We start from the raw sequence: 22,853 nt of genomic DNA, 5'->3' as shown, positions 1-22,853 counted from the left end.
AAATTTTTGTTGACGCGAGGTGCCAGTTTCCGGGCGGTGAGTTTTGTTCCATACTATTCACTTAATTAGCAAAAAAAGAAGGAAAGAGATTTTGGCAGGAAGTAGCTTATTAACATTACTGGACGACATCGCCACCTTGCTGGATGACATTTCGGTTATGGGAAAACTGGCGGCGAAAAAGACCGCCGGGGTACTGGGAGATGATTTGTCGCTTAACGCGCAGCAGGTCAGCGGCGTGCGGGCGAACCGTGAGTTGCCGGTGGTGTGGGGCGTTGCGAAAGGGTCCTTTATTAACAAGGTGATCCTCGTTCCGCTGGCGCTGCTGATTAGCGCCTTTATACCCTGGGCCATTACGCCCCTGCTGATGATTGGCGGGGCGTTCCTGTGCTTCGAGGGTGCCGAAAAAGTGTTGCATATGTTCGCTGCACGCAAAGAGAAAGACACCCCGGAAATGCGCCAGCAGCGTCTGGAAGCGCTGGCCGCACAGGATCCAAAAACGTTTGAACGCGATAAGGTCAAAGGCGCGATCCGCACGGACTTTATCCTCTCGGCCGAGATTGTGGCGATTACGCTGGGGATCGTCTCAGATGCCCCTCTGATGAACCAGGTGCTGATCCTGTCCGGCATTGCGATCCTCGTGACGATAGGGGTTTATGGCCTGGTCGGGCTGATCGTCAAGCTGGACGATATCGGCTTCTGGCTGGAAAAAAAATCCAGCGCAATTGCGCGCGGCATTGGGAAAAGCCTGCTGGTGCTGGCGCCGTGGCTGATGAAAACCTTGTCGGTGGTGGGAACCCTGGCGATGTTCCTGGTCGGCGGCGGAATTATCGTGCACGGTGTTGCTTCGCTGCATCACATGATTGAACATTTTGCGTCAGGCCAGGGAGCGGTAGTTGCTGCAATTCTGCCCACACTGCTTAACCTCGTACTGGGCTTTATCGTCGGTCTGATTGTGGTAGCCGTTGTTAAGCTGGTTGAAAAAGTACGCGGGAAATCGCATTAATTATTGCTGACCCCGGATGCAAAAAGACCATTCCTCGTCTAAATTGAAAACGTTTCACCCTGATACAGGAGGCAGGTATGGTCTTTTTGATCAGTGATGAAGTTAAGCCCAAAAATGGTGGTCCAGGCATGATCGTCACCGGGTATTCCAGCGGAATGGTGGAGTGTCGGTGGCATGATGGATACGGCATTAAGCGGGAGGCTTTTCGCGAAGACGAGCTTCAGCCTGCTAATAAAAGGCAAAAACGCGACAAGGCTTAATCACACAACGCCCGGCCTTGCCGGGCGTTTTTACTGGCAGAAGACTTATCATATCGGATGGTGAGCGACAATCAGGGAGTGTGTGTGCAGCACGATACCTTTGTTGTAAAACAATCTTTTTTGCAGTGGCTGCATAAGCGTAGCAATCCCCGTTTGATTGTTAACTTCTGTTTTATCGTTGTCCTGATCTTTTCCACCCTCCTGACCTGGCGCGAAGTTGTGGTACTGGAAGATGCTTATATCTCCAGCCAGCGTAACCATCTGGAAACGGTTGCCAGTGCGCTGGACAGACAGCTTCAGTTCAGCGTCGATAAGTTATTGTTTTTTCGCCACAGCATGCGTGATGCGCTGGAAACGCCGCTGGCGTTTGGCGTGCTGCATGATGCGGTAAAGCGTTTTGCGCATTTGCGCACGTCCCCCAGCTGGCAAATTGCGGTTGATAAACAGCGCACGTTACCGATCAACGGTGTTTCGGATGCCTTCGTTGAAAAGACGACCCTTCTGAACCGTGATGATGAGTACCTTGATAATGAACTGTCCGCCGCGCTTGAAGTGGGGTATTTGCTGCGTCTGGCATCCAGCCCTTCCCGCAACGAAGAGCGCGTGATTTATGTCTCTCGCGCCGGATTCTTTCTGGAAACGGACACGCCGGGAAATTCCAGCGATATCGTGCAGCGCTATTACCATCTGGTCACTCAGCCCTGGTTTACCCAACAGTCCGAGCGTGAAAACCGTGCGCGTGCCGTGCGCTGGTTTATCTCGCCGCCTTCCACCTTTGTCGGCAAAAAGCCGCTGATCACCGCCAGCGTGCCGGTTTATTACAATCACGTCTGGTATGGCGTGGTGGCGATGGATTTCACCTTTGCCACCCTGCGTCGCCTGCTGGTGGAAGCCGTGGGCGATAACCCGGAAGGGGAATACCAACTGTATGACAGTCGGCTTACTCAGCTTGCAACGTCTGAATCACCTGCTGCGGACGTTAATCATTTTGACGCGCGCGAATTAGCGCAGATAGCGCACGCGATAGAATCGGATTCCGAAGGCGGCATTCGCCTGGGGAGTCGTTTTGTGAGCTGGGAGCGTCTCGACCATTTTGATGGCATCGTCCTGCGCGTGCACACCCTGGATGAAGGGGTGCGCGGTGATTTCGGCAGCATCAGCATTGTGCTGGCATTGCTTTGGGCGCTGTTCACCGCGATGCTGCTCATCTCATGGCTGGTGATCCGGCGCATGGTCAGTAATATGTATTCGATGCAGAACTCGCTGCAATGGCAGGCCTGGCACGACCCTCTGACCCGGCTGAATAATCGTGGGTCGCTGTTCGAGCAGGCGAAAATGCTGGCGAAGCAGTGTGAACAGCAGTCGCTGCCTTTCTCGGTCATTCAGATCGATCTTGATTGCTTCAAGAGCATCAATGATCGGTTCGGGCATCAGGCGGGTGATAAGGTGTTGTCCCATGCCGCGGGTCTGATTGCCAGCACCCTCCGGACTAAAGATATTGCCGGACGCGTCGGGGGCGAAGAGTTCTGTGTGGTGCTGCCGGGCATGACGCTTGAAGAGGCGGCGGAAGTCGCAGAGCAGATCCGCGAGCGTATCGACAGCAAAGAGATCCTGATTAAGAAAAGTACCACCCTGCGCGTAAGTGCGTCGTTTGGCGTCTCTGGCGCGCAGGAGAAGGGCAATTATCACTTCGAAAATCTGCAATCCACCGCCGATGCGCGTCTGTATGAGGCGAAACAGCGCGGGCGTAACCGGGTCATCTGGCAGGATCACGTCAAAAAGTAATCAAGCCCCTCGCACCAGCCGGTCGGCCCGGTGTGCTGAGTGTGATAAACCCGGGCGGGATCGTTGTTCTTAAGGCTGACGCCCTCCCGGTTGAAGCCTTTCACCACGACGGCAAAGCCTACGCTGTCCAGCAGCGGGGCATCATTCGGGCCGTCGCCCAGGCCCAGCGTCGTCGGTTCGGAACCCTCGTGCAGGCGATACTGGTCCACAAGCCAGTGAACCGCCGCGTCTTTGCCGCAGCAGGTGTCCAGGATATGCCAGAAGCGTGCTCCCTGGACGATCTTCAGCCCCTGCCGGGCGAGTTCGGCGGCAAAGCGTTCCATTTGTTCATCACTGTCACGCCAGATCAGCGTCACGGAAGCCTCGTGTTTACGCGCAAGCACTGAGCGGGGACGACTCAGCCCAGTCCATTCGGCGACCACGCGCTCATCCACGTCATCGAAGGTGATGAATTTAAGATGCATCTCCTGGCGTACCCGGGCAATACACTGCCGGATATCGTCATGCTTCTTTTCTGAGATGAACCGTGCGGCGTTTTCCCACCGTACGTCAGGCTGGATCACCGCGCCGTTTTCCGCAATATAGGGCAACCCGCCAAGCCCCAGCTCCTGCTGGATGTCATCCATCTCGGACGCGGTTTTGCTGCTGCACAGAATGACCGGTACCTGTTCATCCATTAACTTTTCCAGCCAGGGGGCCGCAGGCTGCCAGTCGAGTGTGTGAAAATCCAACAGCGTGCCGTCGAGGTCGGTAAAAACAAGCAGAGTCTCCTCAAACGAAGGCATAACGTCTCCCGGGTGATGATTTCACCTAAGATAAATCTTAAAAAAACAGGCATTGACGCGCCGTTGAAGTGGAAACGATCCCGACAAACCCACACGCGGCGCATGTTTATACTCATAACCAAAATTCACATGTATAAAATATAATATTCGCTAAGAGAATATATGCTTGTAAGACTATTCCGTTGGGGATAATGTCTTACCTGCATCAGATTTCCTGGTGTAACGAATTTACAAGTGCTTCTTGCATAAGCAAGTTTGATCCCGGTCATCCCCATGACCGGGATTTTTTTCGCCTTAGCGGTTCGTCTCCGAGACGCTAAAGTCATGGATATCCAGCTCGAATGCTTCAGCCAGTTCACGGTAGGTATGGTAATCCCTACCATTGACCACGACACGGTCGGAATTATCCTCCGCGCGATGAACTTCGGACTCACTGATTTCATTGATGGCGGCAAGCAGGGCATCGACATCCACTTCAACCTCACGCTTAATGGTGTCGCTGTACTCTTTGTCGGTCTTCATGGCGGGTTCCTCATTTAATCGTCTCAACAGTTAAGTATAGACCGCACACAAAAACGCCATTCGCGCCAGGTGGCGATGCCAGGCAATGCAATTTGTTCTACACTGGCTCAAAACCACAGGAGGAATGTATGAAGGTCAACGATCGGGTAACCGTCAAAACGGACGGTGGGCCGCGCCGCCCGGGCGTGGTGCTGGCTATAGAAGAGTTTAATGAAGGCACAATGTATCTGGTGTCGCTGGAAGATTACCCGCTCGGCATCTGGTTCTTCAACGAACTGGGGCACCCGGATGGGATCTTTGTGGAAACGGCGGAATAGGGCGGCGTCGGGGTGTCTTCTCCCCGGCTCCGGCTACTGAAAAGCAAAATCTCTGGCCAGGCCAGAGATCAAGGTAGGGTACAACATGGCCGTGCAAATTAGCGCATATTAACGAAAATCCCATTCGTCACATTATCTGTCAGGCGTACGACATGGTATATGACTTGCTTATTATGCGTTTTAATTTTCCTTTTAATATTTCCTTTGTGTGACGATACTGTTTTTGCCTTGATATTCATCTGGTCTGAGATCTGAATTGTCCCTTGTCCAGCCATCCACATTCTTAGCATACTTGATTCAGTTCTGCTTAATGATAGGGTGGGTAAGTTAACCGCCCCTACATTCTTAACTTCTTTATTCAAATAATCGCCCAGGATATCATCAAGCGACTCTGGTTTAATCGATTTCGAACTGATTAATAAGTTTTTACGCACCAACAAATACTCATCGAAATGAATATTGGCGATCGCCATAAAAACAATAAACAGGGTCTTAGGATGCTGATTAATGATCTGCTTAATGTGCTGACTGTTAGCGGGGTCGTGAATGAAACAGTCCTCATTAATAAACACCACGCCGGGCTTGTGGGCGTCACAAGCGGCTGCGAGTTCTTCAACGGTGTGTGCATCGTTGATGTCTCTCTTTCTTACCCCTCTGCTTGCTAAGTACCCGGTTAACCCTAGCCGGGTGTAGCTGCATAAATCCATAATGATCGTTGACATGGCATACCCTCACTCAATGCGTAACGATAATTCACCACCTGCCTGAGAGCTCATAAACAGCCATACGGGATGGAAAAAATCTAATAAAACCTGTGAGCATGACAAAGACTTTCAGGCGAACTCACTATCCCGTAAAGTTACGTATAATTTGCCAGGAATCATCTTAAAGTAAAGTAAATATTAAGTATTGTGAGGTGGTTAGAAACATTTAAACCGCGTCAGATATATCCTGGTAGATGTTTTTCGAGATTATTTTTAGGAATATCCTCAGAAAGACATTGCAAACACTGCGGGTTATTATTTGCGTGGAAGTTCGCTGACAATATCCGCTAACAGATTGAATATCTCGCTGAATAAATGCTCGCAGAAGGGGGCGATAAGTGGCATCAATAATGACATTAATAAAAGGCCAACCGTCAAAGTCACCGGAAAGCCGATGACGAATACCGACAGCTGCGGAGCCATTCGGTTGAGTAAACCTAATGCGAGGTTAACGGTGAGCAGCAGGGTAATGATCGGCAGCGCCAGCATCAGCCCGTTGAGGAAGATCAGCCCGGCAGCCCGCACCAGCGCCAGAAACGCGTTGCTGTTTACCGGGTTGTCGCCAATCGGCAGCGTGTGGAAGGTGTCCACCAGCATCGAGATGAGCCACAGGTGGCCGTTGAACGAGAGAAACAACAGCATCGCCAGCAGGTCGATAATACGCGCCAGCACGGGCATATTCAGATGGCTGCCCGGGTCAACGAACGTCGCGAAAGACAGGCCCATCTGCAAACCGATAAGTTCACCCGCCGTTCGTACCGCGGCGAAGGCGAGCTGCATCGTAAACCCGACCGCCACGCCAATCATCACCTGTTGCAGGGCAATCCAGATCGCATTCGGGGAAAAGATCGGGATATCCACCGCTGGCAGGGTAGGGGCAACGATAATCGTGATAACGATGCCCAGCCCAATTTTGACGCGTTTAGGCACCGACTTTTCACTGAGTATGGGGGCGGTGGAGATCAGCGCCATGATGCGCAGCATCGGCCAGAAATAGATCCCGAGCCACTGAACAAACTGATCGCTGGTGAAATGCAGCATCGTCCGTCAGCCGATGATGTAAGGCAGATTGGTGAACAGGTTGCGCATATAGTCCAGCAGCAAATTGAGCATCCATGGCCCGGCAACGATAATCGCCACGAAGACGGCAATGATCTTCGGGATGAACGACAGGGTCATTTCGTTAATCTGCGTGGCGGCCTGGAGAATACTGATAATCAGACCGGTGACCAGCGCAACCAGCAGCAGGGGCGCGGCGACGGCAATCGCGACTTTCATCGCCTCCGTGCCCATCATCATGACCGACTCAGGCGTCATTGCGCGCTCCTCAACTGTAGAAACTCTGCGCCAGCGAGCTGACCAGCAGCTGCCAGCCGTCGACCAGCACGAACAGCATGATCTTAAAGGGCAAGGCAATGGTTGCGGGCGGGACCATCATCATCCCGAGCGCCATCAGGACGCTGGCGATCACCAGGTCAATAATCAGGAACGGAATGAAAATGGTGAAGCCAATCTGGAACGCCGTTTTCAGCTCACTGGTCACATACGCCGGGAGCAGAATGCGCATCGGCACCGCTTCCGGCCCCTGTAACTCACCGGTGTTAGCGAGACGGGCAAACAGGGCCAGATCCGCTTCGCGCGTCTGGCGAAGCATAAATTCACGTAATGGCTGTGCCCCCTTTTCCAGGGCAACCTGCATGGAAATTTTATCTTCGCTGAACGGCTGGTAGGCCTCGGTGTAAATCTTGTCGATCACCGGCGACATAATGAAAAAGGTCAGGAACAGGGCTAAACCCAGCAGCACCTGATTGGGCGGCGCGGACGGCGTGCCGAGCGCGTTGCGCAGCAGGCCAAACACAATGATGATGCGGGTGAAGCTGGTCATCATTAGCAGGATCGCCGGGATAAAGGTCAGCGAGGTGATGAATACCAGCGTCTGCACGGACAGGGACCAGCTTTGTCCACCGTTCGCCAGCGGCGTGGAAACCAGCCCCGGCAGTTGCGCATACACAGAGGGCGCGAACAGGCCCAGGCCTGTCAGCGTAAGGAATAACAAACGGCGCATCAGGATCTCCCGGGACGCTTGAGCAAACTCTTCATTACGGACTGGAAATCCGCAGGGGCCTGGGCGTTAGCCTCCACCGTGACAGGCGCAGGGGGGAGCGTGTGAAGGACGTTAATGCTGGAGGCGGTCACGCCCAGCACCAGTCGTGCATCTTCCACCTCCACAATGACCACGCGCTCGCGCGGTCCTAGCGGGGTGCTGGCGCTGACCTTCAACCCGCGGGTACCGGCCGTTTTCCCCGCCAGACCGAAACGCTTTGCCAGCCAGGCGGCGATAAGGATAAAGGCAATAATACCGAACAGCGCGCCGCTCACCTGGAGCAGCGGTGAGCCGGGTACGGCGGAGGGCGCGGACAGTGTTGCCTGGGTTTTCATACTTAACGACTCAGACGACGCATGCGTTCGGAAGGGGTAATGATGTCGGTGATACGTACGCCGTATTTATCGGCCACCACCACTACTTCGCCCTGTGCAATCAGGTAGCCGTTGATCAGAATATCCAGCGGCTCACCCGCTAAACCGTCAAGCGCCACCACGGAACCCTGCGTCAGGCGCAGCAGCTCTTTAATGGTCATGCGGGTGCGACCCAGCTCAACGGTCAGCTTGACCGGAATGTCCATAATCAGGTCGATGTCCTGCAACGTGCCGCTGACGTCGCCGCCGCCTAACTGCTGAAAGACCGCGTCTGCCGCGCTTTTCGTCGGCGTCGTTTTCTGCTCGTTTAACGCGTCAGCCCACAGATCGTCCAGTGCTCCGCTGTTTTCATCGGACGGATTGTTCATGTCACTCATTTGGGCTGTTCCTCATTCAGCGAATTCAAAATCGGGTTGATCAAGTGCTCAACGCGTAACGCATACTGGCCGTTAATCGTGCCGTACTGGCTTGTCAGCACGGGTACGCCATCCACATGGGCAATAATGCGGTCAGGTTTATCTATCGGCAAAACGTCGCCGGGTTGTAATTTCAGGATCTGCGATAACCGCATGGAGATGTCGGCGAAGTTGGCCACCAGCTCCAGCTGCGAATGCTGCACCTGACGCACCAGGTTTTCACGCCAGTTCTGATCTTCGTGACGTGAGTTCTCCAGCGGCGGGTTCACCAGCAGTTCGCGCAGCGGTTCAATCATGCTGAACGGCAGGCAGATGTTGAACTCGCCCGTCAGGTTGCCGATCTCGACGTGGAACGGGGTGTTCACGACGATGTCATTCGGGGAGGTGGTGATGTTGGTAAACTTCACCTGCATCTCGGAACGCACGTACTCCACTTCCAGCGGGTTAATCGCTTTCCACGCGTCGCTGTAGGATTCCAGCGCCAGCTTCAGCATGCGGTTAATCACGCGCTGTTCGGTATGGGTAAACTCGCGGCCTTCCACTTTGGTCGGGAAACGGCCATCGCCACCGAACAGGTTATCCACCGCGATGAACACCAGGCTTGGCGAGAACACAACCAGGCCGGTACCGCGCAGCGGTTTCAGATGGATCAGGTTAAGGTTGGTTGGCACCGGCAGGTTGCGGGCAAACTCATGATACGGCTGAATGCGGATCGCACCGACGGTGATATCCGGGCTACGACGCAGCAGGTTAAACAACCCCATACGGAATTGACGTGCGAAACGTTCGTTGATGATCTCCAGCGCCTGTAAACGCTCGCGCACCACGCGACGCTGGGTATTGGGATCGTAGGGACGAATATTATCGTCGCCGGTCAGACCCGGTTTCGGTTCGTCACTTTTATCGCTGTCGCCGTTGAGCAGCGCATCGATTTCTGCCTGAGAAAGAATACTGTCGCCCATGTCGTTACCGCAGAATGAAGGCTGTATACAGAACGTCAGTGACTTCCTGCTTAGGTTGGCCGTTTACCAGCGGGGTCGCCAGCGTCTGTTTGATGGCATCGACCAGCTTTTGCTTGCCCACATCGGTGGCGAGCGCGGAGGCATCCTGACGAGAAAACAGCAGCAGCAGACGGCTACGCACTTCTGGCAGGTAGTCGTTCAGGCGTGCACGGGTCGCTTCATCTTTCAGACGCAGCGTAATACCCACGTAAAGCACGCGATCCGCATCGCCCAGGTTCACGGTGAACGTATCCAGCGGGTAGAAGACCGGCGCCGGCGGAGGCGGCGCTTCAGCTTTGGCGGCCGCGCTGGAGGGTTCCTGCTGCATACGCCAGTAACTGTAGCCTGCGGTGGCGCAGGCCGCGAGGGTAATCAACACCAGCAGCGGGATCCAGATGGAACGCTTGCTTTTTTTGGTGATAGCGGAGTCTGTCATCTGATACGAGCTTCCTGTTTCGGTACAGCTTAATACGGTGATTATCCCGTGTCCGGCTTAGGTCAAAGCGTGGAAAAGACGGGGATAATCACGTTACCTCTGGCGTTTAGGCAAAGATGTCTACGGCACGGCTGCCGCGCGCGGCGGATTGCAGGGCGGCAGGGGCAGGCAATAACTCTTCGCTCTCATCGTTAAACCCGCTATGCTGGCCGGAACGCGAAGCGTGCTGTTGCTGCCCGGATGAGGACTGCTGTTGCCCGGCAAAGCCCTCGCTGCTGACGCTGCTTTGGGAAAGCTGAATGCCGTTTTCCGCAAGCTGCGTGCGCAGGATCGGCAGGGCCGCTTCCAGCGCCGCGCGGACGTGGCTGTGGGGCGAAACCATCTGCAACTGCGCCTGGTTGTCATCCAGCTTAAGCGAAATTTGCACCTGACCCAGATCCTCCGGGTGCAGACGCAGCTCTGCGGTCTGCTGTCCCTGCTTTGTGAACAGGGTGATGTGCTGGCTCAGATTCTGCTGCCATTCGTGCGTGCCCAGCGGCTGGCTTAACACCGGCGCTGTCGCAACGGTAGCGGCAGGCTGTGAAGGCGCCAGGTGACTGACGATCGGCGCCAGCGTCGCGGTTGGGCTGGCGGCAGACGACGCCGCGCTCGCTACGTCCTGCTTCTCTGCGACGGCGGCGACGGCTGGCGTAACGGCTGCCGTGGCGGGCAACGATGTGTCGCTGTCCTGAACCGGCATTTTTTCCTGACCCGTTAACGCATGGCTAAGCGGCTGATGCTGGCCGTTGTCCGTCTGGGCTAGCGCAGAGGGGAGGGCGGCACGGGGGGCGATCTCCCCGGTGCTCGCAGGCTGCGTCGCTACCGGGATGGTGGTCTGCTGGTGCGGTAACATCGCCATCAGCGCGCTTAACCCGGCCAGCTCCTCTTCTTCAGTCGTGGTCTCGCTGTTTGTTTTCGCCTCCGGCTGGGTCAGCGCCTTCAGCGCATCCGTATTCGCGGCGGGTTTCAGGCCGGAGACGAGGCTTTGCAGGGAGACGGCGGTATCTTCACCAGTCAGGGTCTCCTGACGGGAGAGCAGCTCGGCGATTTTGGCCTGGAGCGTGGTATCACCGTTTTTTTCCTTTGCCGCTGTCGACAGCTTGCTGCCCGCCGCTTTCAGGTCCGCCAGCGTCAGCGGGGCATCTTTGCCTTTGCCGGTGGTTTCGGTCAACGCGCCCGCCAGCAGAGAGAGAAAATCTTGCGCGCCCTCAGCGCCTTTCCCGGTCAGCGTGCCGCCGGACGGGTCGCTGTCGGTCATCAGCATTTGTTGCAGTGTGATCATTCTGGTTTCCTCATTGATGCGCGCTGGGCAAACTCATCCATTTTTTTCTGATCCAGACGGTTTTCCGCCAGGGTCGAGGCTGCAATCTGCCGGTCCTGTAAGGTTTGCCAGGCCTGCAACCGCTGTTTTTTCTCGCGCCAGAAATTCAGCGCGGTATCGACTTTTTGCGTCCACTGGTTGAGCTGCTGGCGATGCTGCTCAATCGCCTTTTCCAGCGTCTGGATAAACTGCTGATAGTTAATCCAGCGCTGGCTACCAATGCCCTGCGCCATGTCGGTGTTAAGGTTGGTGCGATATTCATGCTGATAGTCGATTAACATCTTCAACTGTTCTTCAGCCTGCTGGCACCCGCGCCGCATTGCGCCAAGCTGCAATGCGGCATCATCAACTTCTTTTTCAGCCAGATCTTTCAGCGTTGATAACGCGCTGTTCTGCGCCATGACCTTCGCCCTCCACCTGTGTTACACCTGCGGGAAAATCAGCTCCAGTGCCTGGAGGGAATCTTCCCAGTCGGCGCGTTCAAAAATACCCTGTTGCAGAAATGCCTCCAGCTGCGGCCACAGGGCAATCGCTTTATCGAGCATCGGGTCGCTGCCTTTGGCGTACGCCCCGACGCTCACCAGATCGCGGTTGCGCTGGAAGCTGGAGAGCAGTTGTTTGAAGTTACGCACGCGGGCGTAGTGTTGCTCGGTGATCAGGGCCGTCATCGCACGGCTGATCGACGCTTCAATATCAATGGCCGGGTAGTGCCCGGCTTCGGCCAGACGGCGCGACAGCACGATATGGCCGTCGAGGATCGCGCGCGCGGAGTCGGCAATCGGGTCCTGCTGGTCATCGCCTTCGGTCAGTACCGTATAGAACGCGGTGATGGAGCCGCCGCCGCTGATGCCGTTCCCCGCGCGCTCAACCAACGCCGGGAGCTTGGCGAAGACCGACGGCGGGTAGCCTTTGGTCGCGGGCGGCTCGCCGATGGCCAGCGCAATCTCACGCTGCGCCATCGCGTAGCGGGTCAGGGAGTCCATAATCAGCAGCACGTGCTGGCCCCGGTCGCGGAAATCTTCCGCAATACGCGTGGCGTAGGCGGCACCCTGCATACGCAGCAGCGGCGACACGTCCGCAGGCGCAGCGATCACCACCGAGCGGGCGCGGCCCTCCGCACCCAGAATGTTTTCGATGAAATCTTTGACTTCGCGACCACGCTCACCAATCAGGCCAACCACGATAACGTCCGCCTGGGTATAACGCGCCATCATGCCGAGCAGGACCGATTTACCCACGCCGGAGCCGGCAAACAGCCCCATACGCTGGCCGCGTCCCACGGTGAGCAGGGCGTTAATCGGCCGCACGCCGGTATCCAGTACGTGCTCGATTGGCGTGCGTTGCAGCGGGTTGAAGGGTTGGGTGATCAGCGCGCCGGTTTCGGTGGTATCAGGGGAGGGCAGGCCATCGAGCGGTTTGCCGCTTCCGTCCAGCACGCGGCCCAGCAGCGCCGGACCGAGCGGGAGCTGTTTGCCGCTTTGCAGGCCGTCACCGCTGATGTTTTTCGCGTAGACGCGGGCGCCGGGCAAAATCCCTTCCACTTCTTCAAGGGGCATCAGAAACAGGCGCTGACCGTTGAACCCGACCACTTCGCTTTCCACTTCACGCGTCTCCCCCCCGTCCTGACGCTCAATCACGCAGGTGGCGCCGAGCGGAAGTTGCAGCCCCGTGGCTTCCAGGACCAGACCGGTGGCGCGCGTCAGGCGTCCATAACGACGAACGGATGGCAGCTGCGCCATCTTCGTTTCAAAATTATCGAGCGTGTTAAGCCAGCGCGTAAGGCGAGCGGTCATCAGATGACTCCCGGTGCCGCCAGGCGGCACAGTTCCTGCCAGCGGGTCGCGACGCTGGCATCCAGATCGCCCTCATCCGCCGAGACCTTACAGCCTCCGTGATGGAGCGACGGATCGCCGCGCAGCCGCCAGCCGTGCAGGCTCAGCGTCGCGCCGAGGCTCTCTTCCACGCGCTGCAAATCATCAGGATGAACGCGCAGCTGCGGTTTGCCGCTGAACAGCGGCTCCTGCTGGAGCAGGGCCTGGATCTGCTTAATCAGCGCGGCGTTATCCACTACCGGCGTCTGGCCGATCACCTGACGGGCCGCCTCCAGCGCCATCTGCATCAGGCGCGAGGCAATCACGCTGTCGAGCGCATCCAGCGTGTGCTGAAACTCGCTCACCAGCTGCTGCATGCGGGCATGCAGCGGCGCCTGCTGCTGGCGCGCCTGCTCGATGCCCTGCTCTAAACCTTTCGCCAACCCTTCCTGATAACCCTGTGCGTGCCCGGTCTGACGGCCTTCGTTCATCCCGGCGTTGAAGCCCTGCTCGTGCGCCTGCATTTGCATCTGGGCCAGCATCTGGGCGCGCTGTTCCTCTTCACTCAGCTCGGGTATGCCCGCCCCGGCGTCGCCCTCGTCGGACGACACAACGGCAGGGGTGAACTCTGCGGTGGGAGGGGAGAGGTCGTCAGGCGTCCAGCGCTTCCACGACAGTTCATCAGACATAGGTGTCGTCTCCGCTGCCAATCACCATCTCGCCGGTTTCTGCCAGACGACGAACAATAAGCAGGATCGCTTTCTGTTCGTTTTCCACCTGAGACAAACGCACCGGGCCACGGTTGGCCAGGTCGTCGCGCAGGATATCGGCCGCACGCTGGGACATGTTGCGCAGGAATTTCTCGCGCAGCGGCTGCTCGGCGCCTTTGAGGGCGATAAGCAGCGATTCGGAGTCCACCTCCTGAAGCAGGCGCTGGATACTGCGGTCGTCCACTTCGACCAGGTTTTCGAACAGGAACATCTCGTCGATAATTTTCTGCGCCAGCTCGCCGTCGAACTCGCGTACCGCCGTAATAACCGCCTCTTCCTGCTGCGTTTTCATCAGGTTGATGATTTCCGCTGCCGTTCTCACGCCGCCCATTTTGCTGCGCTTGAGGTTCTGGCCGTCGAGCAGGTTGTTCAGCACTTCGGTCAGCTCCGCCAGCGCGGCTGGCTGGACGCCGCCGAAGGTGGCGATACGCAGCATTACGTCGTGGCGCAGACGCTCGTCGAACAGCGCCAGAATATCGGCTGCCTGGCCCCGTTTGAGGTGGACCAGAATGGTGGCGATAATCTGCGGGTGCTCGTCGCGAATAAGATCGGCGGCGCTTTGCGGCTCCATAAAGTTGAGCGTTTCGATCCCGCTGGCGGTGTCGCGCGTTTCGAGAATATCTTCCAGCAGGCTGGCGGCGCGCTCTTCGCCGAGCGCCTTAACCAGCACGGAGCGCAGGTATTCGTTGGCGTTGACGTTGAGCGCGGCAAACTGCTCGGCTTCCTGCTCAAACTCCGCCAGTACTTCTGTCAGCTGCTTGTTGGAGATCTGGCGCACGTTGGCCATCGCCGCGCTGAGGATCTGCACTTCTCGCTGGGAGAGGTGTTTAAACACCTCCGCCGCGCGATCTTCGCCAATGGTCATCAGCAGGATGACGCTCTTATCGGTGCCTGTAAGCGTATTACTCATGTTCGTTACCCATCCAACCGCGGATGACCAGCGCGACGACGCGCGGATCGTTATCTGACATTTCGCGAATGCGCTGGCTCATCACCTCTGCGCCCATGCGCTGGTTAGCACGACGCTGCTGCATCTGTTCATCTTTGCTGAGACGAACTTCAACCGCTTCTTCCTCATCCGGACGCGCGTTCTTCTGTTCCAGCGCGGCTTTCTCGGCTTCAGCACGACGCTGTAGCTGAGGACGGACACCCTTACGCCACAGCAGCCACGCGACAATCAGCACCAGCAGCCAGCGGCCTGCGGACATCAGCTGATCGAAGAACGCCTGCTGTTGCCAGAACGGCAGTTCGCCACCGGTCTCATCCACCGGGTTGAACGGTGAGTTCACAACGTTGAGGGTATCGCCACGTTTTTCAGAGAAGCCCATCGCTTCGCGGGTTAAATCTTCGATCTGCTTCATCTGCTCCGCTGTGAGCGGCAGCGGTTTACCGTCCGGCAGCGTTTTGTAGTTCACCACCACGGCAACAGAGAGACGCTGAATATCGCCCGTGTTCAGTTTGGTATGGCGGATAGTCCGGTCGACTTCGTAGTTGGTCGTTTCGTTACGGCTGCTGTTACGCGGGCCGGTACTGTTCGCGGTCGAGGTCGTCTGCTGATTCGTTTGCTGACCGTTCTGCGGGTTTGCCGGCGGGGTGGAGATTGGCGCGGCGTTGGCAGGCGCAGGCTGGTTAGAGAGCGCGCCCGGCACACCGCCAGGATACTGTCCGCCGACCTGTTCCGTCTCATTGATCTGACGCGAGCGTAACACGGCGCGGGAGGCATCCCCGTTCGGGGCGTACTGCTCTTCGGTCTGTTCTTTATTCGAGAAATCAATCTGCGCTGTGACCTGCGCGTGTACGTTGCTGCTGCCGACCACCGGGCCCAGAATCGCTTCGATGCGACGCTGGAGACGGCCTTCCACATCCGCGGCGTATTTCAGCTGGGCGTCATTGAGATCGCGCCCGGCGGTGTTGGACTGCGTCAGCAGATGACCACTCTGATCCACCAGCGTAACGTTACCCGGCGGCAGGCCGGCCACCGCACTGGAGACCAGGTGCGTGACGGCGCTGATCTGCCCTTCATCCAGCGCACGGCCAGGTTCGAGGTTAACGGTCACAGAGGCCGAAGGGGACTTTTGTTCACGGACAAACAGGGACGGCTTAGGCATCGCCAGGTGCACGCGGGCACTTTTCACCGGGCCCAAGGTTTCAATCGTACGGGCCAGCTCACCTTCCAGTGCGCGCTGATAGTTAACCTGCTCGCTGAACTGACTGATGCCGAATTTTTCCTGATCCAGCAGCTCAAAACCAACCGCGCCGCCTTTTGGCAGCCCCTGCTGGGCGAGACGCAGGCGAAGCTCGTGCACTTTATCTGCCGGTACTTCAAGCGCACCACCGTTATCGGCAAAGCGATACGGGATGTTCATCTGGGTTAACTGGGTGACGATGGCACCGCCATCCTGGTCAGAAAGGTTGCTGTAGAGCGTGCGGTAATCCGGGCTTTTTGCCCATAAGACCATCGCGACAACGATCGCAATGGCGGCAGCGCCTGCCACAATCAACGGGATCTTAGGGTTGGCGCGAAGGCGGTTCATCCACTCGAGTGATTTATTCTGTGGCGCTGTCGATGCTGCTGTCGCACTCATTGCGCACCTCTTAAATCCTGGTGGTTTACGTTATTCGTGTAGAGAAACAAAACTGACTCCCGGGTCGGCAAACACGACAAAAGTTCCATACTGATGGCCCTGCCATTATTTGATGATTCGGGATTTTCTATGCGTCAAATAACCTGGTTTTTTAACGCTATTTACCGCCATTATCTTATTGACAAGCTGTTAGTCTTGACCTCGTAAAAAACCATCCAGGGGAGAGTCATGGCTATACAGGGCATTGAAGGGGTACTCAGTCAGTTACAGGCAACGGCGATGACCGCCCGTAATCAGAGCGTGGCTGACCAGCCGCCGGGCGTTAGCTTCGCCGGTCAACTGCATGCGGCGCTGGACCGGATCAGCGACAAGCAAAACGCGGCCCGTACCCAGGCTGAGAGATTTACCCTTGGCGAACCCGGCGTGGCGCTCAACGATGTGATGGCCGATCTGCAAAAAGCGTCGGTGTCATTGCAGATGGGGTTGCAGGTGCGTAACAAGCTGGTGTCGGCATACCAGGAAGTGATGGGGATGCAGGTTTAATCAATACCCATCTTACGCTGGCAGCCTGATGGCTTTAATGCCACAATATTTTTTTCTTCGCATGCAGGAAAGATGATGAAAAAAGTAGCAATTGTGGCTGCGATGCTGACGTTAGCGGGATGTGTTCAGGTAGATAACTATCAGGAAGTGATTAAGCACCCGGTACCTTCGCAACTGGCAGGTTACTGGCAGTCGAAAGGGCCGCAGAGCGCGATGGTGAGCCCGGAAGCGATCGCCACGCTGGTGGTGACGCCAGAGGGGGATACGCTGGATTGCCGTCAGTGGCAGCGCGTTATCGCGGTGCCGGGTAAGATCATGCTGCGTTCAGATGATTATTACAACGTGACCCGTAAGCTGGATGTCTATCCGCTGGAGCGTGATGGGGCGGCGCTGGAGTATGACGGTATGGAACTGTACAAGGTTGACCGTCCAACAGTGGAATGCGCAGATTACCTGAGTAAGAATCCGCTGGAGAGTAAGCTTCCGTAGCGGTAAAAGCAAAACGGCAATCATATTGCCGTTTTTAGGGTTTGCTCCCTCTCCCGGTGGGAGAGGGTCGGGGTGAGGGCATCAGGCCGCACTTTCCCAGCACTACAGCGCGTCCTCAATCACCCAGACGCTGACGCTGCCCCCGTTACAGAAGAACGTCCCTTCGCCATCCGCCGCCGTGGTCACGATTTCCTCGCGGTTGCCTAAAAAATCACGCCAGGTCTTGTTGCCGTAATTCTCCCCGAGGCAGATCGTCTTCTCGCCGTCATCGCCATTCGACAGCACCACAACACAGCCCGGGTGTTCCTCAGTCCCGCTGCGGCTGAACGCAATGCAGTTTGGATGATCGAAAAACAGCGTCTGCACGCCGTGGGCAAAACGCTGCCGGGCGAGGATCAGCTCGTGGAGCTGTTCAATCACAGGCATATCGATGTGATACGTCTCGCCATCCCCGCCGGTGTCGTCATAGCTGGCGCCAAAAAGATCCGGGTAGAACACGCTCGGCACGCCGTTTTCACGCAGCAGGATGAGCGCGTAGGCCAGCGGTTTGAACCAGGCTTCAACCGGGGCTTCCAGCGCCTGCAAGGGTTGGGTATCGTGGTTGGCAACCAGCGTCACGGCATGGAACGGATCGGCTTCCACCAGCGTACCGGTGAAAATCTGGCTCATATCGTAGTCGCGTCCCTGGCGTGAGGCTTCGTGAAATTTCATTTGCAGTGGCGCATCAAACAGCATGGTTTTACCGTCCACCTGATTGATGTAGTGCTGCAATTTATCCACTTCGTGAGACCAGTATTCCGCCACAATAAACAGCGGCTGCGGGGCCACCTCCTGGACGTGCTCAATCCACTCTTTATAGAACCAGGCCGGGATGTGTTTTACCGCGTCCAGGCGGAAGCCGTCGCAGTGGGTTTGCTCCATCACCCAGCGCGCCCAGTATTTGATCTCCTCCGTCACCGCGTGGTTGCGAAAATCAATATTTTCACCCATCAGGTAATCGAAATTGCCCATCTCGTCGTCGACCTGATCGTTCCAGCCTTCGCCGGTGTAGTCGTTCACGATTTTGAAGATACCGTCCTCATTGGGGTTTTCAATGTGGTCGATACCGCTGAAGCATTTGTAATCCCAGATGAACTGCGAATACTGCCCGGCCCGAACGGGGAAGGTGTAGCGCGTCCAGGCTTCGCATTCGATGATCTCATTGCTGATTTGGGTGCGATCCTGAGCATCCACGCGCTGCACGCGGACGGGTTCCTTTTCATCGGCCCCCATTTTGTGGTTGACCACCACGTCCAGAAGCACCGCAATCTGGTTGCTTTTTAAGGCGTTGATAGCCTCCAGCAGCTGGGCTTTATCGCCGTATTTGGTGGCGACGCTGCCTTTCTGGTCAAACTCACCGAGGTCGAAAAGGTCATAAGAGTCATACCCGACGGAATCGCCGCCGGATGCCCCTTTGTATGCCGGCGGTAACCAGACCATATTGATGCCGATTTCGTTCAGGTTGGGGGCTAATGCCGTGACTTCTCGCCACAGTTCACCGCCGGTGGGGTAGTACCAGTGAAAACATTGTAAAAGTGTTGGGTTGCGCATGCACCATCTCCATGAGGTCGCGAAACTCAAGTATGGAGCAGGTTTGGCAGAAATGCCTGGCGAACGAAACGGTTAACGTTTGCCCGCCAGTTAAATGGCTAATTGATATCGCTATTACTTTGCGGAACCAGGACATGACCGCCCTGGTTACCGTAGGTGGAGAGAACGGTTTTCTGGATGGAGGATTGCCCAACCAGCTTCGCCAGTTCATCCATTCTGGCTTGCAGCAACGTTTTTACCTGGCCTTCGTTGTCCAGGATCACCCGCAGCGTCGGGCGAAGCTGCTCCTGAATCTGCGTCGAAGGTTCACTTTCCTGAGTGAGACGAGCCAGTGAGTGCACCGCATTAACATAGTCGGTTTCACAGATGATCAGATCATCCCATAGTCCCTGCCGGGCCAGTCGCAACATCAACTGGCTCTGCTCAAGGAGTTGCTGATAAAGGGCATAAAGTTGCGGTGCGTTACTCATTAGACGGCGTCCTGCATCAGTTGTGGCGTACCGGCAACCTCCTTCCACCCGTCAGCGATATTGCGCAGCAAGGTTTCCACCTCTTCGATGGCGCTGGCGTCGTTATTCACGTTGGCGTGCAGGAGGCGACGTACCATATAGGCATAAAGGGCAATCAGGTTTTGCGTAAGCTCATCACCGTTATCTTCTACCAGGCCAACCTTCAGCCCGTTTTCGATAATGTTGATGGCTTTGGAGAGCGCCAGCCCTTTTGCCGGGATATTACCGTCTGCCAGGAACAGACGCGCGCGTACAAGCGCGCTGAGGGCTCCATCAAATAGCATGATAACCAGCTGCTGCTGGCTGGCGCTCATCACCGCGCTTTCAACTTCTATCTTTGCGTAGGCTTGCGTGCCTTTTGCGCCGTACATGTTATCCCCCTCGGGTCTGATTAGCGTTTACTACTTGTTGCTGGACGTATTTTCGAACTGCTGCGTCAGGTAGCTGCTGGTATTGTTCAGCGAGGTCATCAGTACGTCCAGCTGGGTAAACTGGGCTTTGTACTGCGCCACTCTCGCGTCAATACGTTCGCTCACGGCGTTATATTGATCCGTTAACTTGTTCAGCGTTTTGCTGACGCCATCTTTGGCCGCCTGGATAATGCCTTTGCTGGAAAGCCAGTCAGTCAGATGGGTGGCCATGGTGGTGGTGATCCCGGTGGTTTTACCGTCACCTACAACCAAATCTTTCACGGCAGACGGGTTATCCGTCAGCGCTTTTTTCAGCTTGTCGCTGTCCAGCTCCAGCTTACCCGTGCTTGGATCGGAGGTAATGCCGACCTGAGACAGCGTTTTATAGGCGGTTCCGCCGACGGTGTTGCTCAGCATGGTTTTCAGCTGCGTCTGGATAGTACGCAGCGTAGTGTCTCCGAGCAGGGCACCGTTGCTGGTATCTTGTTCATCCTTACCCGGATCTACCGCCGTGTATTTTGTCAGTGAGGCGAAGCTATCTTGCAGGGTGTTGTAGGCATCCACCCAGGCTTTCATCGCCGTTTCCGCTTTCGACGTATCTTTAGCGATCGTCAGCGTCTGGTTACCGGTGGTGACGTCGTTCAGGTTCAGGGTGATATCTTCCAGCGCATCGCTGATGGTGTTGCTGCTGTTTTCGATATCAACGTTATTCACCTTCAGCTTCGCGTTCTGCGCGGTGACGCTTTCCGTCATGCCGTTGCTGGCGTCGGTGCTGGTGCCGTTGTAACCCATAAAGGATTGCAGGGCGCTGTCGCCGCTTACGCTGATGCTGACCGCGTTGTCCGCCCCGGTTTCGGTGGAGGTGATGGACAGACGATACTGACCATTACCGACGTTAATAATACTGGCGGTCACGCCGGCGTCAGCTTTGTTAATCGCATCGCGAATGCCGGTCAGCGAAGAGTTTGCCGCGCTGATATCGACGGTCACCGGATCTTTACCGTTAACGGCGGTAAAGGTGATCTTGCTGTCAGCCGTGGCAATGGCCGTTTTGCTGTCCGGCTGCGCATTTTTGGTCGTCAGGGTTTGCGCCTGCGCCAGCTGCGACACGCTGATGGTGTATTTACCGGCAATCGCGCTGCCGGTGGTGGTGGCGCTGAATGCCGTGGTGCTGCTCGACGTGCTGGTCGCCGTAAACAGGTCGGCTTTATTCAGCGCGGTGTTGGCAGTCTGAAACGCTTCCAGTGAACTCTTCAACGTGCCGTAAGCGCTCAGCTTGGCGGTATAAGATGACTGTTGTTTGGAAATCGGCGTCAGCTGCGCTTTTTCGGCCGTGGTCAGACTATCCAGAATGTCTGCTAACTTAAGACCCGATCCAATCCCCAATGATGAAATACTTGCCATATTTATTCCTTAATCTATCGACACGTAGAACGAATAGTGGGGTTATCGGCCTTTATGGGGGAAAGTTTACGGTTAATTTCTTTTTTTTAATGGCGGGAATAACGCTAATAGAGAAGAGCTTTTCAGTGGCTAAAAAAATTAACGCGATCCTGAAAAAAAATCTAAAGGTTGTTTTGGACCAGACGATAACACCTTTGACGGCGATGAAGCCGAAGGGTGGAAACCCAAATCTAACCAAACAGATTTGATGAACAACAGGAATCGAAATCATGGCACAGTACATTAATACCAACAGCCTCTCGCTGATCACTCAGAACAACATCAACAAGAACCAGTCCGCTCTGTCTTCTTCTATCGAGCGTCTGTCTTCTGGTCTGCGTATCAACAGCGCGAAAGATGACGCTGCGGGCCAGGCGATTGCTAACCGCTTCACCTCTAACATCAAAGGCCTGACTCAGGCTGCACGTAACGCTAACGACGGTATCTCTGTTGCTCAGACCACTGAAGGCGCACTGTCTGAAATCAACAACAACTTGCAGCGTATCCGTGAACTGACCGTTCAGTCTCAGACTGGTACTAACTCCGATTCCGACCTGTCTTCAATCCAGGACGAAATCAAATCCCGTCTGTCTGAGATCGACCGTGTATCTGGCCAGACTCAGTTCAACGGCGTGAACGTCCTGGCAAAAGACGGCAAAATGGCTATCCAGGTTGGCGCGAACGATGGCGAAACCATCAATATTGATCTGAAAAAAATCGACTCCAAAACTCTGGGTCTGGACAGTTTCAACGTTAACGGTCCTAAAGGAACTTTAACTGCTCTGGATGGAACCGCAGGTAAAGACTTTACTTCCTATTATGGCGCAACTACAAAAGTTGCAGCTGCAACTGTTAACGAAGCTACGCCTGATGATCTTGCAACGCGTCTTGGTGTTGATCCAGCTAGCGTAACCTTAGATAAAACTCAGGTTTACAAAGATGAAAATGGTAATCTGTTTGCTAAGGTTAGTATTAAGCCTAACGGTGCAGCAGAAGTTAATAACTTAAAAGCTAACGGTATTGAAAGTACTGATGGTGCCTCTCAAGACTTCATGATTGCACTGGATCCTCAGTCTGCATCACTCACTGACCCAACCAAAGCCGCGTTCACTCTCGATACTAAAAATATGAGTCTGACCAGCTTGACCAAAGGTGCTTCTTCTGATCCACTGGCTAAACTGGACGAAGCTATCGCGTCCGTAGACAAATTCCGTTCTTCTCTGGGTGCGGTACAGAACCGTCTGAGCTCTGCGGTAACCAACCTGAACAACACCACCACCAACCTGTCTGAAGCGCAGTCCCGTATTCAGGACGCCGACTATGCGACCGAAGTGTCAAATATGTCTAAAGCGCAGATCGTTCAGCAGGCCGGTAACTCCGTGCTGTCCAAAGCTAACCAGGTTCCTCAGCAGGTTCTGTCTCTGCTGCAAGGCTAATCGCCTGATTACGCTTAAACCCCGCTTCGGCGGGGTTTTTTCTGTCCGCATTTACGCGTAACCCCCCAAATAACCCCTCATTTCACCCACTATTCACCCGATTAAAACCCCTCCAGAATCGGATAATCATGCCGATAACT

At 55.7% G+C, this 22,853-nt stretch carries 26 protein-coding genes and 1 pseudogene; 7 read left to right on the top strand and 20 right to left on the bottom strand.

The features are described from left to right. Positions 1-91 precede the first annotated feature (91 nt). From ACOTY5_RS09195 to dgcQ, 3 genes are all read left to right on the top strand, one after another. Complete coding sequence (locus tag ACOTY5_RS09195) at positions 92-1,003, top strand: DUF808 domain-containing protein (RefSeq protein WP_017383336.1); 912 nt, start codon at positions 92-94, stop codon at positions 1,001-1,003. 77 nt (positions 1,004-1,080) lie between these two features. Then, positions 1,081-1,263, top strand: a complete 183-nt coding sequence (locus ACOTY5_RS09190) for a YodC family protein (RefSeq protein WP_003859574.1) — start codon at positions 1,081-1,083, stop codon at positions 1,261-1,263. 84 nt (positions 1,264-1,347) lie between these two features. After that, entirely contained in the window at positions 1,348-3,048 is a 1,701-nt protein-coding gene (gene dgcQ / locus ACOTY5_RS09185; RefSeq protein WP_032103818.1) for a cellulose biosynthesis regulator diguanylate cyclase DgcQ, read from the top strand. Here dgcQ and ACOTY5_RS09180 read toward each other — a convergent pair. Together ACOTY5_RS09180 and yodD are read right to left on the bottom strand one after the other, a co-directional pair. Next, a complete protein-coding gene (locus ACOTY5_RS09180) occupies positions 3,033-3,833 on the bottom strand; it encodes a mannosyl-3-phosphoglycerate phosphatase-related protein (protein WP_062934153.1) in 801 nt (266 codons plus the stop codon). The two genes, dgcQ and ACOTY5_RS09180, sit on opposite strands and share 16 nt — an antisense overlap. A 294-nt stretch (positions 3,834-4,127) precedes the next feature. Continuing rightward, positions 4,128-4,355, bottom strand: coding sequence for a YodD family peroxide/acid resistance protein (gene yodD, locus ACOTY5_RS09175; protein WP_017383339.1), 228 nt, complete (start codon positions 4,353-4,355; stop codon positions 4,128-4,130). A gap of 128 nt (positions 4,356-4,483) precedes the next feature. On the opposite strand from yodD, the gene dsrB reads away from it, so the two are divergent. Next, positions 4,484-4,672, top strand: coding sequence for a protein DsrB (gene dsrB, locus ACOTY5_RS09170; RefSeq protein ID WP_003859583.1), 189 nt, complete (start codon positions 4,484-4,486; stop codon positions 4,670-4,672). A gap of 98 nt (positions 4,673-4,770) precedes the next feature. Here dsrB and rcsA read toward each other — a convergent pair whose 3' ends face one another. From rcsA to fliF, 14 genes and pseudogenes are all read right to left on the bottom strand, one after another. Next, a complete protein-coding gene (gene rcsA / locus ACOTY5_RS09165; RefSeq protein WP_017383340.1) occupies positions 4,771-5,394 on the bottom strand; it encodes a transcriptional regulator RcsA in 624 nt (207 codons plus the stop codon). A 290-nt stretch (positions 5,395-5,684) separates the two neighbouring features. Next, positions 5,685-6,477, bottom strand: a pseudogene (gene fliR, locus ACOTY5_RS09160) (flagellar biosynthetic protein FliR); the annotation flags it as partial. Positions 6,478-6,483: 6 nt separating this feature from the next. Beyond that, positions 6,484-6,753 (bottom strand): flagellar biosynthesis protein FliQ, encoded by a 270-nt coding sequence (fliQ, locus tag ACOTY5_RS09155; protein WP_003859587.1) that lies wholly within the window; start codon positions 6,751-6,753, stop codon positions 6,484-6,486. Between the two features lie 10 nt (positions 6,754-6,763). Then, entirely contained in the window at positions 6,764-7,501 is a 738-nt protein-coding gene (gene fliP, locus ACOTY5_RS09150) for a flagellar type III secretion system pore protein FliP (protein WP_015572437.1), read from the bottom strand. Continuing rightward, positions 7,501-7,875 carry a flagellar biosynthetic protein FliO gene (fliO, locus tag ACOTY5_RS09145; RefSeq protein ID WP_015572438.1) on the bottom strand — a complete coding sequence of 125 codons (375 nt, stop codon included), beginning with the start codon at positions 7,873-7,875 and terminating at the stop codon, positions 7,501-7,503. Before fliO ends, fliP begins: the two co-directional genes overlap by 1 nt. Positions 7,876-7,877: 2 nt before the next feature. Further along, complete coding sequence (fliN, locus tag ACOTY5_RS09140) at positions 7,878-8,291, bottom strand: flagellar motor switch protein FliN (RefSeq protein ID WP_003859592.1); 414 nt, start codon at positions 8,289-8,291, stop codon at positions 7,878-7,880. After that, entirely contained in the window at positions 8,288-9,292 is a 1,005-nt protein-coding gene (gene fliM, locus ACOTY5_RS09135; protein WP_003859594.1) for a flagellar motor switch protein FliM, read from the bottom strand. The genes fliN and fliM overlap by 4 nt, the downstream gene beginning before the upstream one ends. Before the next feature lie 4 nt (positions 9,293-9,296). Beyond that, complete coding sequence (gene fliL, locus ACOTY5_RS09130; protein ID WP_003859598.1) at positions 9,297-9,767, bottom strand: flagellar basal body-associated protein FliL; 471 nt, start codon at positions 9,765-9,767, stop codon at positions 9,297-9,299. Between the two features lie 106 nt (positions 9,768-9,873). Beyond that, entirely contained in the window at positions 9,874-11,088 is a 1,215-nt protein-coding gene (fliK, locus tag ACOTY5_RS09125; protein ID WP_045142279.1) for a flagellar hook length control protein FliK, read from the bottom strand. Then, complete coding sequence (fliJ, locus tag ACOTY5_RS09120) at positions 11,085-11,528, bottom strand: flagellar export protein FliJ (protein WP_017383343.1); 444 nt, start codon at positions 11,526-11,528, stop codon at positions 11,085-11,087. Before fliJ ends, fliK begins: the two co-directional genes overlap by 4 nt. A 21-nt stretch (positions 11,529-11,549) precedes the next feature. Beyond that, a complete protein-coding gene (fliI, locus tag ACOTY5_RS09115; protein WP_017693144.1) occupies positions 11,550-12,920 on the bottom strand; it encodes a flagellar protein export ATPase FliI in 1,371 nt (456 codons plus the stop codon). Next, on the bottom strand, positions 12,920-13,627 hold the full coding sequence (fliH, locus tag ACOTY5_RS09110) for a flagellar assembly protein FliH (RefSeq protein WP_032648798.1): 708 nt from the start codon (positions 13,625-13,627) through the stop codon (positions 12,920-12,922). Before fliH ends, fliI begins: the two co-directional genes overlap by 1 nt. Continuing rightward, on the bottom strand, positions 13,620-14,618 hold the full coding sequence (fliG, locus tag ACOTY5_RS09105; protein WP_003859608.1) for a flagellar motor switch protein FliG: 999 nt from the start codon (positions 14,616-14,618) through the stop codon (positions 13,620-13,622). Before fliG ends, fliH begins: the two co-directional genes overlap by 8 nt. After that, positions 14,611-16,293 (bottom strand): flagellar basal-body MS-ring/collar protein FliF, encoded by a 1,683-nt coding sequence (gene fliF / locus ACOTY5_RS09100; protein ID WP_017383346.1) that lies wholly within the window; start codon positions 16,291-16,293, stop codon positions 14,611-14,613. The genes fliG and fliF overlap by 8 nt, the downstream gene beginning before the upstream one ends. Positions 16,294-16,521: 228 nt before the next feature. Here fliF and fliE point away from each other — a divergent pair, with 228 nt between their 5' ends. Beyond that, positions 16,522-16,836, top strand: a complete 315-nt coding sequence (gene fliE / locus ACOTY5_RS09095) for a flagellar hook-basal body complex protein FliE (RefSeq protein ID WP_003859612.1) — start codon at positions 16,522-16,524, stop codon at positions 16,834-16,836. A 75-nt stretch (positions 16,837-16,911) separates the two neighbouring features. Beyond that, complete coding sequence (yedD, locus tag ACOTY5_RS09090; RefSeq protein ID WP_003859613.1) at positions 16,912-17,325, top strand: lipoprotein YedD; 414 nt, start codon at positions 16,912-16,914, stop codon at positions 17,323-17,325. 102 nt (positions 17,326-17,427) lie between these two features. Here the strand turns inward: yedD and amyA are convergent, their stop codons facing one another. The 4 genes from amyA to fliD all read right to left on the bottom strand — a co-directional run bounded on the left by amyA (position 17,428) and on the right by fliD (position 21,238). After that, positions 17,428-18,915: an alpha-amylase gene (gene amyA, locus ACOTY5_RS09085; RefSeq protein WP_045142340.1), complete on the bottom strand. Its 1,488-nt coding sequence runs from the start codon at positions 18,913-18,915 to the stop codon at positions 17,428-17,430. Positions 18,916-19,013: 98 nt separating this feature from the next. Next, positions 19,014-19,385, bottom strand: coding sequence for a flagella biosynthesis regulatory protein FliT (fliT, locus tag ACOTY5_RS09080; RefSeq protein ID WP_003859615.1), 372 nt, complete (start codon positions 19,383-19,385; stop codon positions 19,014-19,016). After that, positions 19,385-19,795 (bottom strand): flagellar export chaperone FliS, encoded by a 411-nt coding sequence (gene fliS / locus ACOTY5_RS09075; RefSeq protein WP_045142341.1) that lies wholly within the window; start codon positions 19,793-19,795, stop codon positions 19,385-19,387. The genes fliT and fliS overlap by 1 nt, the downstream gene beginning before the upstream one ends. 30 nt (positions 19,796-19,825) lie before the next feature. Next, positions 19,826-21,238: a flagellar filament capping protein FliD gene (fliD, locus tag ACOTY5_RS09070; RefSeq protein WP_045142342.1), complete on the bottom strand. Its 1,413-nt coding sequence runs from the start codon at positions 21,236-21,238 to the stop codon at positions 19,826-19,828. 269 nt (positions 21,239-21,507) lie between these two features. On the opposite strand from fliD, the gene ACOTY5_RS09065 reads away from it, so the two are divergent. Beyond that, complete coding sequence (locus tag ACOTY5_RS09065; RefSeq protein ID WP_045142343.1) at positions 21,508-22,713, top strand: FliC/FljB family flagellin; 1,206 nt, start codon at positions 21,508-21,510, stop codon at positions 22,711-22,713. Positions 22,714-22,853 lie beyond the last annotated feature (140 nt).

It is taken from the genome of Enterobacter cloacae complex sp. SHL018 (genome assembly GCF_049237905.1).
GTDB lineage: Bacteria > Pseudomonadota > Gammaproteobacteria > Enterobacterales > Enterobacteriaceae > Enterobacter > Enterobacter hormaechei_C.
This window is presented reverse-complemented; position numbering and strand designations above follow the sequence as displayed.